The 14,657-nt window shown below is 47.8% G+C and carries 12 protein-coding genes; 5 read left to right on the top strand and 7 right to left on the bottom strand.

Annotation, left to right across the window (positions count from 1 at the left end; all coding sequences use genetic code 11):
- The first annotated feature begins 22 nt into the window (after window positions 1–22).
- The 5 genes from ACUUHJ_RS30595 to ACUUHJ_RS30575 all read left to right on the top strand — a co-directional run bounded on the left by ACUUHJ_RS30595 (window position 23) and on the right by ACUUHJ_RS30575 (window position 7,423).
- Window positions 23–1,336, top strand: coding sequence for a nucleotide sugar dehydrogenase (locus ACUUHJ_RS30595; protein ID WP_289675190.1), 1,314 nt, complete (start codon window positions 23–25; stop codon window positions 1,334–1,336).
- Window positions 1,337–1,363: 27 nt separating this feature from the next.
- Entirely contained in the window at window positions 1,364–3,247 is a 1,884-nt protein-coding gene (locus ACUUHJ_RS30590; protein ID WP_472301259.1) for a glycosyltransferase family 2 protein, read from the top strand.
- A 36-nt stretch (window positions 3,248–3,283) separates the two neighbouring features.
- Complete coding sequence (locus ACUUHJ_RS30585) at window positions 3,284–5,044, top strand: polysaccharide deacetylase family protein (protein ID WP_472300907.1); 1,761 nt, start codon at window positions 3,284–3,286, stop codon at window positions 5,042–5,044.
- 27 nt (window positions 5,045–5,071) lie between these two features.
- On the top strand, window positions 5,072–6,145 hold the full coding sequence (locus ACUUHJ_RS30580) for a glycosyl hydrolase family 18 protein (RefSeq protein ID WP_472300906.1): 1,074 nt from the start codon (window positions 5,072–5,074) through the stop codon (window positions 6,143–6,145).
- Between the two features lie 444 nt (window positions 6,146–6,589).
- Window positions 6,590–7,423 carry an undecaprenyl-diphosphate phosphatase gene (locus ACUUHJ_RS30575; protein WP_472300905.1) on the top strand — a complete coding sequence of 278 codons (834 nt, stop codon included), beginning with the start codon at window positions 6,590–6,592 and terminating at the stop codon, window positions 7,421–7,423.
- Window positions 7,424–7,524: 101 nt separating this feature from the next.
- Here the strand turns inward: ACUUHJ_RS30575 and ACUUHJ_RS30570 are convergent, their stop codons facing one another.
- From ACUUHJ_RS30570 to ACUUHJ_RS30540, 7 genes are all read right to left on the bottom strand, one after another.
- Window positions 7,525–8,244 (bottom strand): hypothetical protein, encoded by a 720-nt coding sequence (locus ACUUHJ_RS30570; protein ID WP_472300904.1) that lies wholly within the window; start codon window positions 8,242–8,244, stop codon window positions 7,525–7,527.
- 210 nt (window positions 8,245–8,454) lie between these two features.
- Window positions 8,455–8,922 carry an OsmC family protein gene (locus tag ACUUHJ_RS30565; protein ID WP_472300903.1) on the bottom strand — a complete coding sequence of 156 codons (468 nt, stop codon included), beginning with the start codon at window positions 8,920–8,922 and terminating at the stop codon, window positions 8,455–8,457.
- A 178-nt stretch (window positions 8,923–9,100) separates the two neighbouring features.
- Window positions 9,101–10,789 (bottom strand): hypothetical protein, encoded by a 1,689-nt coding sequence (locus ACUUHJ_RS30560; RefSeq protein ID WP_472300901.1) that lies wholly within the window; start codon window positions 10,787–10,789, stop codon window positions 9,101–9,103.
- A 27-nt stretch (window positions 10,790–10,816) separates the two neighbouring features.
- Window positions 10,817–11,257, bottom strand: coding sequence for a divergent PAP2 family protein (locus ACUUHJ_RS30555; RefSeq protein WP_289675177.1), 441 nt, complete (start codon window positions 11,255–11,257; stop codon window positions 10,817–10,819).
- A 23-nt stretch (window positions 11,258–11,280) separates the two neighbouring features.
- Window positions 11,281–11,637 (bottom strand): SMR family transporter, encoded by a 357-nt coding sequence (locus tag ACUUHJ_RS30550; protein ID WP_041749727.1) that lies wholly within the window; start codon window positions 11,635–11,637, stop codon window positions 11,281–11,283.
- Between the two features lie 61 nt (window positions 11,638–11,698).
- Window positions 11,699–12,628 carry a decaprenyl-phosphate phosphoribosyltransferase gene (locus tag ACUUHJ_RS30545; protein WP_289675174.1) on the bottom strand — a complete coding sequence of 310 codons (930 nt, stop codon included), beginning with the start codon at window positions 12,626–12,628 and terminating at the stop codon, window positions 11,699–11,701.
- A gap of 221 nt (window positions 12,629–12,849) precedes the next feature.
- Entirely contained in the window at window positions 12,850–14,634 is a 1,785-nt protein-coding gene (locus ACUUHJ_RS30540) for an FTR1 family iron permease (RefSeq protein WP_472300899.1), read from the bottom strand.
- Between the last annotated feature and the right edge of the window lie 23 nt (window positions 14,635–14,657).

Raw genomic sequence — 14,657 nt, 5'->3', positions numbered from 1 at the left:
AACAGGGAGAGGGAGCCAGCTTATGAATTTGTACGAAGGGATTGTGGAGAGGAAGGAAAAAATTGCTGTCGTCGGTCTTGGGTACGTAGGCTTGCCGATAGCGATGGCACTTTCCAAACGTGCTTCTGTGATTGGATTTGATGTAAACAAAGAGAAGGTAGCAGCCTATCAAAAGGGAAACTTTCATGATGCGGACGTGGATCAGGAGCTGACGAGTGAAGCTGCTATTGAATTCACATCAGATGAAAATAGATTGCAGGAAGCGGGATTTTTTATCGTCGCCGTGCCGACCCCGGTCAAAAGCGGTAATGTTCCAGACCTGAAATATGTAGAAAGCGCGTCCCGCATGGTGGGCAGACAGTTGAAAAAAGGGTCAGTCGTTGTCTTTGAATCAACGGTTTATCCTGGGGCAACCGAAGATGTCTGCTTGCCGATTTTGGAGACGGAATCGGGCATGCGTTGTGGTATAGACTTCAAGATCGGCTATTCACCAGAACGCATCAACCCGGGAGACAAAGTAAATCGCCTGGAAAACATCGTCAAGATCGTATCGGGGATGGATGAAGAAACACTTGGAATCGTAGCAAGCGTCTACGAGCTCGTGATCAAGGCGGGCGTTTATCGAGCGGAAAGCATCAAGGTAGCGGAAGCGGCAAAAGTCATTGAAAATGCTCAGCGGGATGTCAATATTGCGTTTATGAATGAGCTGGCGATGCTGTTCAATCAGATGGATATTCCGACAAAAGCAGTATTGCAAGCGGCAGGGACCAAATGGAACTTCCTCCCTTTTGCACCGGGGTTGGTCGGCGGGCATTGCATTGGTATTGACCCTTACTATTTAACGTACAAAGCAGAAGACAGCGGCTATCGCTCCCGCATCATTTTGGCAGCCAGACACATTAATGATGGCATGGGGAAATATGTCGCCCAACAGATTATTAAGATGGCCGTTCGCGCGAAGCTCGATCTTCAAAATGTAAGGATTGGCATATTAGGCCTGTCCTACAAAGAAGATTGCGCAGATATTCGAAATACAAAGGTGACAGATATTATTGGGGAATTGAAAGAATACGGCATGAATCCGTTAGTCGTAGACCCGATGGTGAATCCGCGGGAGGCATTCGAGGAATACGGCATCGAGCTGTCAGAGATGAAGGCTCTCCACGACTTGGACATTGTGGTTGTAGCGGTCCCGCATGTTCCCTTTGCCCAGATGGAAGTCGCTGAATTTGCCACGATGTACGGCAAGAATGCGGCAAAAATCATGATCGATATAAAAGAGATTTATTCCAAAGCTGACTTTGTAAACAGTGGATTTCATTACTGGAGCTTATAAAGCAGTGGAGGGGAGAGAGCGGCAGTGATGAAACAGTTGATCGAGAAAATAAAGCCAAAAAAGAAAGAGAAAATCGAAGAAGTACTGACGGTTTCCAAAACAGAGAGACGCGTGCTGTCGAATGTGCCAGATCCGGAGAAAATTCGTGTCCAAGTGGACCGCCGCGGTGCTAAAGATTCGGATGAGTCAGGAAAGCTGGAGGACCCGGAATACCTGAATCGCATTCGGATGCTGAGTCTGCGTTATATGGCGGATTTCCCGGTGACGCTATTGACCAAAAAACAGCGGATCAAGGACGGAATCAAGGCCAGAGCCGTGGACATTTCTTCGACTGGACTATTAGTTGAATTAGATTCGGAGAGGGAAGACATCCAGGTGGGACAAGTGTTTATGATCCATTGCACAATCCCGCCAGGTACAATGCCAGAAGGCTATGAATCAACGGTGAAGCTGGATGCAGCGGTTGTTCGCTCGTTTACCCAGGAGGAGGACGGGCGTCAGAAGTTCATGCTCGCCTTCGAGTTTTCCAAACCGCTGACTGACTATTTTCGCAAAAAACGCTGGGGATACGCCATTTATATTGCAAGTACGTTCCTGTTTTTCGCTGCGGCGTTTATCGTGCTCATGCGCGCGGAGAGTGTGATTTATTTCAAATACAACATGTACTTGTATTTGTACAGCTTGATTGCCGCTGCCTTTTTGCTGACACGGTATTTATTCGGTGCTCTTTATCGGGGGGTTCCCGTCAATCCGGACTATACACCGGGCGTGAGCATCATTATTCCGTGCTTCAACGAAGAGCAGTGGATTCACCGGACGATTTTGAGTTGTGTGAATCAGAACTACCCGATTGATAAGCTGGAGGTCATCGTGGTAGACGACCGCTCGACAGACCGATCAGCAGAAGAGATTCAAAAGGTCATCGATATGATTCATAACGAGGCCGAGCGCTATATGACCCGCGAGCGCGTGAAGATGCATATTCTCTCTGAAAACGGCGGGAAACGGGTTGCTTTGGTCAAAGGTGTGGAAATGGCCAAGCACGATTTGGTCGTCTTTGTTGATTCAGACAGCTTTTTGGAACCGACTGCGATTCGCAACCTCGTACAGCCCTTCCAAGACCCGAAAATGGGTGGCGTTGCAGGGCGTACAGATGTGGAAAACAAGTTCACCAACGCGATCACCAAGCTGCAAACCGTTCGTTACTACATTGCCTTTCGCATCATGAAAGCGGCTGAGTCGTGGTTTGACAGTGTTACTTGCTTGTCTGGGCCGTTGTCTTGTTATCGCAAGGAATTGATTTTGCAGCATTCCGAAGCATGGCTGAATCAGAAGTTTCTTGGGCAGCCTGCCACTTTTGGTGATGATCGAAGCATGACCAACTTTATTTTGCGAACACATCGGACAGGCTATCAGGATTCCGCCATTTGCTCGACGATTGTACCATCTGACATGAACGTATTTTTGAAGCAGCAGATGCGCTGGAAGCGTTCGTGGTTGAGGGAATCTTTGCGTGCCAGCGGCTTTATTTGGCGCAAGGAGCCTTTTATGGCGATCTTCTTTTACATTGGTCTGATTGTTCCTATCGCTGCCCCTGTCATCGTTCTGTACAACCTCATATACGTCCCGCTGGTTCATCACGTTTTCCCGGGCACGTTTTTAATGGGCTTGCTGCTGATGGCACTCTTAATGAGCTTGGCCCATCTGTTTTTCCGCAGAAGCAAGCTGTGGGTTTTCGGGCTTGTCTTTTGTGTGTTTTATGAGCTGGTGCTGTTGTGGCAAATGCCTGTGGCTTGGGTGACATTCTGGAAATCTACGTGGGGTACGCGAGAAACGCCGCAGGACGTCGAAGCGAGATTGAAAAAAGAAGCCCGAAAGAAGAACAAAAAAGGCTTTGGGCTGCCATTTTAAGAGGGAAAGACAAAGGGAGTGAGGGTGTCAGGAGCTATGGGGAAAACGACGAGCGATGTCTTGGACTATCGGAAAAAAGATCGCAATAAATTTATCAAAACGCTGAGCCAGGTCGCTATCTTAGTCGTCCTGGGTGTCATGTTATATAATGCTGTATTTGATTGGAAGAAGTATGAGGAGCCGAATAAAGCGAGCTGGACGAATGACAAAGGCTTTATCGCCATCTCCTATTTTGGCGTAGGTCGTACGGGTACACCGAAATTAGTAGCCAAGGAGCAATTGGACGAGCAGCTGCAGGCGTTGTATGACCAGGGATATCAAACGATCTCGCAACAAGATATTTTGGACTTTTACAAGAAAAAGAAGCCACTTCCTGAGAAGGCACTGTTCTTAGCCTTTGAAGATGGCCGCAACGATTCGAGCTTGTTTGCCCAACCGCTTTTGGAGAAGTACAACTTCAAAGCAACGGCATTGTCTTACGGCAACAAGATGGGAAACAGCGAGAACAAATTCCTGCAGCCGGAAGACATGAAAAAAATGATGGAAAATGGCTTCTGGGAGCTCGGTTCCAACGGCTATCGGTTGACGTACATCAATGTGTTTGATGATCAGGGCAATTTCATCGGGGTGAAGGATGAGAGTGAGTTATCGAATAAAACAAAGGTAGGCTATTATAATCACTACTTGATGGACTTTATCCGTGACAGCAATATGATCCCGATAGAAGACAGAAGCAAGATGGAAGCGAGAATCAACGAAGACTACAAGCGGATGAATGATACGTATATGAATCAATTGGGCTTTGTCCCGGGTGCCTATATGATCATGCATGCGAACACCCTGTATGGCGGGATGAATCGCTTGGTAGCGGATGCGAACGACGCGAATATCAAAAAGTATTTTACGATGCACTTTAACCGGGAAGGAACCGCCTACAACGACAGCGAGGGCGATCTGTACAACCTGACTCGCGTGCAGCCAGAGCCGTACTGGTACACCAATCATTTGTTGATGCGCATCCAAAAAGACACCGGCGAGAAGATTCGCTTCGTTCGCGGTGATGAAGAGCAAGCCAAAGAGTGGGACCGTCTCGGTGGCACCGCGCAATTTATGGAGGATCAGATCGTCTTGACCTCTCCAGCTGCTGGCTCTGGCATGTTATATTTAAAAAACAGCGACAGCCAGAAGGATATCAAGCTTTCTGCCAAGCTGGAAGGGAATGTAATTGGCAAACAGTCCATATATTTGCGCTACGAGCGGGAAAAAGGCAGCTTTGTACGAGTCGTCCTGCATGATAATGAGCTGCGTGTCGAGCAGAAGAAGGAAAAAGGCGAAGTACAGGAGCTTTTCAAAACGGAATTGAGCCAAGTGATTTGGAATCCCGAGGATTTGACCTTCGACCGTGCCTCTGTTTATACGAGAGAGCAAGGCGAGTCTGGTGCTCCCAAGCTGGAAAAATACCCGATCAACATTAAAAATAAGCGTCCATTCGAAATGACTGTTCAAGGCGATCGTCTCAGTGTTTCCGTGGACAATACAATACTCTTGGACAAGCAACAGATCGACCCAAGCATTAGCAGCGGTGGTGTTGCATTGGAAGCGGCCTATAGTGATGTGAACAAAAAGGACGACATTTATGACGGGGTGTTTGCGGACGTACAGATTGCGTCCCTAGAGCAACCAAATGGTGAGCAAAAGATGCTGTTCAGTAATGTGCAGACAGGGCTTGCAGGAGTCGTTAGTTCAACCAAGAAAGCTATTTCTGCCGCAGTAGACTGGGTCATCGACACCTTTTAAATCCGAAACAAGGGGGATCTGTGTAAGGTGTCAAACATCAAGAAACGATCGATCATTTTGACTGCTCTTCTGATAGTAGTGTGTGTCATCCTCGTATGCCTCGTATGGTACATGATGAAATGGAATGATACCGAAAGCTTAGAGAGCGTAGATGCGGCTAACAACACGACCGAATTGTCTGCCTGGGTGGTAGACTGGCAATGGGAATCCGGTTTGGAGGATTTCCGCAGGATAACGGATGGCTTGTCCAGTGTGCAGGTCTTCGCGGCGTATTTTGATGAAAATGACAAGCTGCACTTTACTGATCGCATGACCAAGGCGATGCCTGAGATCAAGGAAGCATCGAAGCAGGGCAGCTATGTCGATCTCGATTTAACCATTGTGAATGATCGTCTTAACAGTAATGGTACGCAGGTTCAAAAGGACCCGTCGATTGTCAGCCGGCTCATGGCGACAGATGCAAGCCGTACCAAGCATATTATGGAGATCAAAAATGCCGTGATCGAGAATGGCTTTCATGGTTTAGAAATCGATTATGAGAGAATTGACGAGAAAGACTGGGACAACTTCCTTACTTTTATCCATACCCTGTATCAGCATATGGAGCAGGAGGGAAAGTCGCTTCGCATCGTATTGGAGCCGCGCGCGCCGATTGAAGAGTTGGCATTGCCAAAGGGTCCTACTTACGTCATGATGGCTTATAATTTGTACGGTACAAATACAGAGCCAGGTCCCAAAGCTGATCATGCATTTATTGAGGAGCTTGCCCATCGCATGCAAAAAGTGCCGGGTGACAAAGTCATGGCCCTATCTGTAGGCGGGTTTGACTGGGCCAGTGATGGCAAAGTGACGGCAGTGACGGAAAAGCAGGCAGCAGACCTTGCTGTGTCGAGTATCGAGCCACCCAAGCGGGATAAAGCGAGCGGCAGTCTGTACTTTGACTATATCGGTGAAGACGGCCAAAAGCACACAGTCTGGTATGCGGATGAAGAAACGCTGTCTCAATGGGTTGCAGTTGCAAAGAAAGCGGGTATTGAGAAAATTGCGCTTTGGCGACTTGGTGACATGGGGGATGGGACGTTGCAATATGTGAATCGGTAGGGGGTGTAGTGGAGGGAAGAAGCGAATTTCCAGTCTACGCTTCGGCCTACGCCCCGCAAGGGGTATGACTGTCCGCTTCGAAATAAATGGCGGGAGCGCTTCAAACCAGAAAACGCGGATGCGTTTTTGTATGTAATAAAAGCTTAAATTCCCCGCCATTTATTCCGAAGCTGGGGCGGGCTCCAGAGGCGCTTGGACTGGAAATTCGCTTCTTCCGGCCAGCTTTTCGATTCACATCTTGTAGAGTTAAATGAATAAAGAAAAACATGAGGGCTTTCACTGTGGGAAATCCCATCAATAATTTACTAGAATGTTTTTCGATCAGGATGTAACTTTGTAGCGGAGATGAACGTTATAATGCTAGAAGCGGTAGTCTGCTCTTTTCTTTTTCAGGGCGGCTGCTGCCTATTGATTTTGGACATCATTCATAGGAGCGTGGAATTTTTGGGTCTCTGGGAAGCTTTTGTTGCGATTGTGCTGGGGCTAGTAGAAGGTTTGACTGAGTTTGCCCCTGTTTCCTCTACGGGTCACATGATCATCGTGGATGACTTTTTGTTCCATACGAAAGATTTGTTCTCACCTGAAGTGGCCAACACCTTCAAAATTGTCATTCAGCTCGGCTCGATTTTGGCTGTCGTGGTTTTGATGTGGGATCGGTTCATGAGCTTGCTCGGCCTCAACAGACTGGTGGGTAAGCGTGAGGTTCAGGCAGGACCTCGACTGAATTTGGCTACGGTCATTGTCGGTTTGATTCCTGCGGGGATTCTGGGTGTTCTGTTTGACGACTACATCGATGAGTATTTGTTCTCGACGAAGACCGTGGTAATCGGACTCGTGCTGGGCGCTTTGCTTATGTTGGCTGCGGATTGGTTCCGACCAAGACGTCCCAAGATCGAGTCGGTTGATCAGATTACGTACAAGCATGCATTTCTGGTCGGACTTATTCAATGCTTCTCGCTGTGGCCTGGCTTTTCCCGTTCGGGTTCCACGATCTCGGGGGGCGTATTGTTGGGCATGAGCCATCGGGCGGCGGCAGACTTCACGTTTATTATGGCGGTGCCGATCATGGCGGGTGCGAGCTTTTTGTCGCTGTTGAAGCGTTGGGATGCGATTACAATGGACAGCATTCCGTTTTTCGTCATCGGTTTTATTAGCGCGTTTGTGTTTGCGCTCCTGTCGATTCGTTTCTTCTTGAAGCTGATTAATCGCATCAAGCTGACGCCTTTTGCGATTTACCGTCTGGTGCTGGCAGCAGTTATTTACTTTGTGTTTATGTAAGATCCATAAAAGTAGGGTACAAAGAAGCTGGTTACGCTTTTAGCGTTAACCGGCTTTTTTGAAGTGAACGGAAGGTTATGATTCCTTTTCATCGAATTCTTCTAGCCCCAATTTAAAAGATCTAATCCACCGAAACCAATCCTTGCATGGATATTTGTACCCGGAAGAGTAGTAATTTTCTTCCCTTTGAAGGGTCCGCCAGATTCTGCAACAGGGGTAATATGAGGAGGGAACAATAAATCAACCCCACCAAATCCGCATTGGATATTGATTTGCTCGGTTCCTCGTAGTTCTGTCCAACCCAAAGTTGCACTCCCAATAGAAAGGTGAATCGAAGCAGTTCCTGATAACTCATTGAGGGAGACGTCACCGCCACGCATTTGAATGTTAATGTTTTTGGAGTGTGTGATTCCGGCAACTTCTCCGAATTGACCTTGTATCGCTACATCCCCTTCTCCACCATTCAAAATCATAACGCCCCCAGTAAATGAGGCACTGACCTTTGTTTGTAGGGGAACATGAACCTCTGAAAGGATTTTTTGCTTCTGTCTATGGCGAAAGTATGTCCCGATATTACGCCCTTCAATAACAAGAGTACGATCAACCCGTTCGATACGCGCAGGAAGAAGGTGCTCTTCACCTGCCGAAACCACTGTAGCATCGGATTTTGCGTCAAAGCAAATGATCAGGTTTCCGAGGACATTCACGTCGATGTATAGCTCCTCGAGTCCAGTTGCGTCTATCTGCTTGACTATTGCGGGATTTTTTATAGCGCCGATCGGGAAATTAGTTAAAGTTTTAGGGGGGAGTAAAGGCATCATGTCACTCCTTCATCTCTTCTCTCTGTGGTAATTTATGCCTCTCCATTTTACTAAAGCCAAAAAACGAAAATAACCAACCTGAGACGGATTTCATTGATCATAAGCCTTATGTCCTCCTTCGATTATTGGACATAAGAAAAGCACCACAAGGGTGGTAACACTTGCTTTTGATCAAAAATACGACAAAGGCTCCCAATTGGGAGCCTTATTTTAATCATTCGCCTTTATCTCGCTCGGTTTTTCAATAACAATACCGTTTAATTTAAGCGTGACAGGATTCGCAATCGTATCTCCAACCGGGCATGTCTGTTCTAAAAACTCCACAAAAGACTCGACTTGCTCTCTTGGAGCATCGGTTTTGATATGAAAGGTGTATCGAATCTCGGAATACCCGCGTCGGACATCAGATTTGTTCATGAAGCCATCCGTATCGAGATCGCCTTCAACTTCCACCCAAAAATCGTGGAGTTGAATATGAAACTTCCTGGCATATACTCTGGCAACGATCGATTGGCATGCGCCTAATGCGGAGAGCACCAGTTCAACCGGGTTCATGCCGGTATCCGTACCCCCCAAGCTTTTCGGTTCATCGATGGTTACCTCGAAATTTCTGGAACTGGCCTTCACAACCATTCCCTTCTGTAGATGTGCAGTTGCTTTGAATGTTTCAACAGGCATGATGCACACTCCCTTCTGGATAATCAACACAAGTAAACTTTACCATAGTTTTCCAATGACTATTATGGAAATTTTTACATTTATGCAAGCGGGTGTCTCGTCCACTACACACAGCTAATAAGAAAAAGGGACTGTCCCAAAAGTCGATTTCCCGACTGAGAGACGCCCCTTCTATCTTTTATTTCAAAAGATAAACCGCACGCGTAATCATAAAGCCTTTGACATCTTCACCTTTATCCAGCTTTTGCTCGACGAAAGGAATGCCCGCTTCTTGCAGACGTACTTTCACCGCATTGAAATGGTGGAAGTCTACGACCAGCGTTTTGTTGCTTGCTTTGATCTCTTCAAGCTGCTTTTTCACTAATGCATTGGCCCCAGACTGCCCAATGATATGAGAAGCATTTACCATCACCATATTGGCGAGTAAAATGACGACCAGAACCTTGCCCGCATTGCGGAAAAAGCCCTTCTGAACATCCAAGACTGCCAGCGCAATCAAGAGTGGAATTAACCAAAGCTGCGGAACATAGCGCGCCCACCAGCTTTCCGGATTAATCAGCACGGTCACGAAGAGCGCCAGACTGATCCACAAGAAAGGTGCCGCTTTTTTTCGATGAGTCCCCAAAAGCAAGGCGACGAGAAGCAGCAATGTGACAATCACAGCTCCTCCGAAAAGCGGCCCGAATCCGGCTACACGCACGTCAGGAGAGTAGAACACGGAGAGCTCTTTCCATGTGACCGTAAATGGCACCTTCCATGTAGGGCTATGGGGTGTTGCAATATTCTCCGATTTGGAAAATAAGGAGATAGCCAGATTTTCTATACCGGAATTGTCTTTGAAGCCATGCGGGCTGTTCGAGGTCATGATATCAACGGCACCTTTGCCTGCCAACGGATAAAACGGATGTCCCTTCGTTAGCGTGTTGGTGACATACGGATTGAACCCGACAACCCCTACGGTGATAATCAGACTAATCGAAAGCCACACGAGCATGCTTTTGATGTGCTGACGGCGATCATAGAAAAAGAAGAGCACGAGAATAGCCAATCCGAGCAATCCGGCATACCCCAATGCCGTGAATTTGATCTGCGCTAGCAGCATGAGCGCTGCGCATAGTGCCAGTAGCGTCCAGACATGGTAGCGCTTATACAGCAGATATCCGAGAGCACAGAGGATCAGCACGAGTGAACCAAGCTGTCCGTCAATATAGAAGGAAGTCGATTGCGTAATCACCGTGGGATTGAACGCTGCGAGAAGCGCGAAGGCAATTGCCGCCCCTTTTCTCTTCGGGAAAGCGGTTCGGATGGCAGCGAGTGTCAGGAAAAAGGACGATGCAATCAACAACAGGTTGAATATTTTGCTAACCTCAATCTGACCAGTAAGTTTATACATGACCGCATCGAGCATCCATGGACCTTTGGCGTAATGATTGATCCACAGGTGAAAGGCCGAGAGAACCTCTCGATTATCCATCTTCTCCACTTCTTTTGAACCAGGAGGCTTGAGGATGGGCTGGTCATGAACCGGATTCCAGCCGTTGGTTAGCTTCACGATTGCTTCTTGATGATACGTTTGTCCGTCAAAAGAGAGATCAAACGTATTAGCGCTGATGAAGTAGCTGATGCCTGAAACAAGCGCCAGTCCAGCCAACACGGAGAAAAACCAGGCCCGACGACGTGAACTTACGAAGACCGACACCATCGCGCCCATCGCAGCCAAAGCCGCAAAGAGGCCGATCCAAAAGCTTGCGGCCGTCACGGATACGCCGAACAAAAATAAAACCGATGTGCTAAGCACAATCGTAGCCATAAACAATAGCAAAGCCGTCCCGAGGAGGAACGAGTACGTAGCTGTACGGTTATTCATGAACATAATCTCCTGTCTACGAATCTACTAGCCAATGAGGTTAGGGAGGTTCGCTGCCAGCAGATGCAATACAGTCGCAAGCAGTACCCCGAGCACCAGACCCCCGGCAATTTCCCATCTGGTATGTCCCATGCTTTCACGCAAAGGCTTGGTGGGAAACACGTCCGGATGTTCCTGTGCGAGCTTATTAAGTGCCTCTGCATGTTTTCCTACCGCTCTGCGCAAGCCAGTCGCATCGATGATCACAATAAATGTCACAGCCACACCCAGCCCGAATGCAGGATGAGAAAAGCCCTCCTGCAAACCAATCAAAAACACAGTCGTGACCATGACAGTTGTGTGCGTGCTAGGAAATCCGCCGTTCCCGACCATTTCTTTGGCCCGGGACCCAAAACGGAGGGAATTAATCAAAAATTTGGTTATTCCGGACACGAGCCAGCCGATAAACGGTGCTATCGCATATAACATGAGAAAACTCCTCTACGTGATGATTACGATTGAGAAATGACGACGACGCCCACGACGATAATCGCCAGACCGGCAATACGTGTAAGGGACAACGGTTCGTTGAAGATCAAGAAGGACAGCACAGCTACCAACACGTATCCGAGTGCTGCCATGGGATAAGCATAGGAGAGCTGCACCTTTTCGAGCGCAGCAATCCAGATAAACGCAGAAAGTCCGTAAAGCGCAAGTCCCACCATAATCGGCAGGTTCGTGAAATAGTGCAGGAACTTCAGTAGCAGCATGTCATTGTTGCTGGTGAGCGAGGATGCGCCCATCTTCATCGCGACTTGTCCACACGCACTGAGGATCACAGAAATGATGATGAGAACAATTGATGGCATAGTCTGATCCACAACCTATCTGAGCAAGTAACTTCATGTACAAAATAATTTCAAAACTACCTTATTTCAATTCAAATACGTAAATAATCCCGGCCACCATGATGACATACAGGAACACCGTAATGAGAATCGGCTTGTCCTGCAACAAAACTTTTTCCGGACTACCACCCTGGCCTGCAACGGTGATCAAATACAGGTAACGGAAAATACCAAAGATCACGAGCGGAATGGTCCACATTAAGTGAATCGTGCGTCCCGATGTAAAAGTGAACAAGGAATAGCTGATGATTGTCATGGTCGTCACAATCGTATTCAACTGATTCAATAACTCGGACGAATAACTGTCGAGCACTTTGCGATGCGTTCCTTTATCTTGCTGCAACAAGATCAACTCGTGGCGACGTTTGCTGATGGCTAAAAACAGCGCGAGCAGCATCGTACAGAGCAAAAACCACGGCGTGAACGGTGTTTGGATCATCAGACTTCCTCCGATGGCACGCAAAACAAAACCAGCTGAGATAATCATGACGTCCAGAATGACCACATGCTTCAGCTTCAGCGAATAAGCGACATTGAGCACAAAGTAAACCAGCAGTACGAGCGCGAATAATCGGTCAAAGTAATAAGCACTAAACAGGGAACCTAATAACAAAAACACACCGAATGCTAATGCAAGGGCTGGCGGCAATGCACCAGAAGCCATGGGCCGGAACTGTTTTTCCGGGTGATTTCGGTCATTTTTGATATCGACAAAATCATTGAGGATATACACACAGCCGGATACAAAACAAAACAGCAGGAAGGCCAGCACTGATTTTCCAATGACATCCGGACTTACTTTGTGCAAGGAAAATAGCAAGGCAGCAAAGACAAGCAAGTTTTTTGTCCATTGATGTGGACGAAGCTGCTTCACTAATAGGTAGACCATATTTTGTCGAACGCGTGGCGTTGTTTTGACGTCAACTTTAACAGAATTTGATGTTGCCCCCATATCTAACCCCTATCCTAATATCGAATCTTGTACCTTCTAATGACGGAAAATGTAAAAAGAAGGTTACACCTGTAATATGGTAACATAACTTCCTCCATAAAAATTTAAGGATATCAGAAAAAATGTGAACTTGCGAGAAAGAATGTTTGTCAAAAATAATAGCGGGGTTACAAAAAACGCAGCCCTCGTGATGGAGCTGCGTTTTTCAGGTTTTCTCTTTTCTAGTTCACCCGTGGAATAGGAGTGGCGGCTTTTTTTCGAGAATACAGGAACAAATTGAAAAGAACGATCACGAGTACGATCAATTGCGGGATCGTCGTTTCCCAGCTCGCGTAAATGCCGAGAGTCGGTGCGTACCACAAGTAATCGCTGCTGTGTGCAGATAGGCTTCCCGTCACCTGCAAAGCGTGGATGCTGACGCCGACGAATTTAAATGCCATGTAGTAGAGCAATAGGCTGGCAACAAAAAAGAACGGACGCACCGGAATGCGTGCACTGAGCTTGATGATGACAAAGCCAATCACGGCCAACACGACAAGCGCGCTCAAAATACCAATCACCAGATCTGTCATGGAGATCGTAGCGGCCATTCCCATATAAAAGATAATCGTTTCTGCCCCTTCGCGGGCGACAGCGAGAAAGGCGGTAAATGAGAGTGACCACAGAGCTCCTGTTGCCAAAGAAGAGCCGATAGATTTCTCGACAAATTGATTCCATGCCTGCAAATTGGACTTCTTATGCAACCAGGCACCGATTGTCACCATAAAGAAGACCGCAACCAGTCCGGTTACTCCCTCAATCGTTTCTCGCGAGTTGCCTGTGGACAGGTTGGAGAAAACGACACTGAGGATGACGGCAAGAATAGCGGAAACTACGATCCCGGCAATTGACCCAGACCAGATCCATTTGCGCTTGTCTGCATTGCCTGACTTGTTCAGGACAGTAAGGAGAGAGACGATGATCAAGATAGCCTCGAGTCCTTCGCGGAACAAGATGAGTCCCGCATCCCACGCGGTGTATGAGGACGCTGTCGCAAATGGCTCAAGCTCTGTCTTCATTTCCGCAAGATTAGCCGACGCCTTTTCCCATTGCGGGGGATTGGACAGGATGAGTGTCGGGACGGCGACCATCTTGGCTTCGATACTGCTGTAGGTAGCAGGCGATTTGGTCATGACTACGCCTTCTACAGAGGGCCAAGAGGTGATAAAGGTCTCCATTTTGTCCGAAGCAGCGTTTGCGTCCTGATTGGCGATATCTGTTTCTACTGATGCAAGGAGTACCAGTAGAGACGAGATGGTGGGTTGTTCGGCAGAAGGACTCACAGCGTCCTGTTTGACTGCCTTTCCTGACAAATAATTGTCCACGGTAGTAATGAGTGCCTGTACTTTCTCTGCGCTCTTTTTAGGATCGGGTGGTTCTGTGTTCAGGGCAATACGCGCACCGCTGATTTTGATTTCCATATCCCCGTAGACGGCGGTATTTTCCGCTCGAACAAGACCCTCTGCCTTGTACCAGCCGGCGACGAAGCTGTTGTACGATTGCGTGGCTTTTGTCAGATCGCCTTCCGTGATGGCTGTCATGCTGTTTTGCAAGAGCGGTAGCAATGCCGCAATTTGCTTGTGTGCGCGTTCTTTTGGCTGACCGCCTTCTTCTTTGGACGAAACGTAACGATCCGTTGCTTTTGCCAAAGTGGAGATGGCTGCTTTTGCAGTGTCGGGATTCGCCTTTGCTTGAGCAAGGGCTTTTTCTGCTTCCGTGATTGCTTGCGTCAAAGCTTGTGCATCTGCCGAGGTTTCTTCCGAATTGCCCTCCCAGACGCTCTTCATACCGCTGATCGCTTTCGCTGCTTCTTCCCAGTTGTTATCTCCACTGCTAATCAAGGCATCGCTAGAGAGGGCGATCATTTGCTTGAGCTGCTCTGGCACCAGCGGCGCGGCTACAGCGGCAGACAGAGCAGATGTCCATAGCAGCATGCATGTACAAAGGATAAACAGATAGCGTTTCAAGGTGTTCACTCCATCCCAGGTAG

The sequence above is a fragment of the Brevibacillus schisleri genome (genome assembly GCF_055685845.1).
This window is presented reverse-complemented; position numbering and strand designations above follow the sequence as displayed.

What these genes read in the sequence shown, in the direction of transcription:
- ACUUHJ_RS30590 (WP_472301259.1), top strand. Translation starts at nt 1,364, where the DNA reads ATGAAACAGTTGATCGAGAAAATAAAGCCAAAAAAGAAAGAGAAAATC.
- ACUUHJ_RS30545 (WP_289675174.1), bottom strand. Translation starts at nt 12,628, where the DNA reads ATGGGGGCAACATCAAATTCTGTTAAAGTTGACGTCAAAACAACGCCA.
- ACUUHJ_RS30565 (WP_472300903.1), bottom strand. Translation starts at nt 8,922, where the DNA reads ATGCCTGTTGAAACATTCAAAGCAACTGCACATCTACAGAAGGGAATG.
- ACUUHJ_RS30585 (WP_472300907.1), top strand. Translation starts at nt 3,284, where the DNA reads ATGGGGAAAACGACGAGCGATGTCTTGGACTATCGGAAAAAAGATCGC.
- ACUUHJ_RS30550 (WP_041749727.1), bottom strand. Translation starts at nt 11,637, where the DNA reads ATGCCATCAATTGTTCTCATCATCATTTCTGTGATCCTCAGTGCGTGT.
- ACUUHJ_RS30555 (WP_289675177.1), bottom strand. Translation starts at nt 11,257, where the DNA reads ATGTTATATGCGATAGCACCGTTTATCGGCTGGCTCGTGTCCGGAATA.
- ACUUHJ_RS30560 (WP_472300901.1), bottom strand. Translation starts at nt 10,789, where the DNA reads ATGAATAACCGTACAGCTACGTACTCGTTCCTCCTCGGGACGGCTTTG.
- ACUUHJ_RS30570 (WP_472300904.1), bottom strand. Translation starts at nt 8,244, where the DNA reads ATGATGCCTTTACTCCCCCCTAAAACTTTAACTAATTTCCCGATCGGC.
- ACUUHJ_RS30595 (WP_289675190.1), top strand. Translation starts at nt 23, where the DNA reads ATGAATTTGTACGAAGGGATTGTGGAGAGGAAGGAAAAAATTGCTGTC.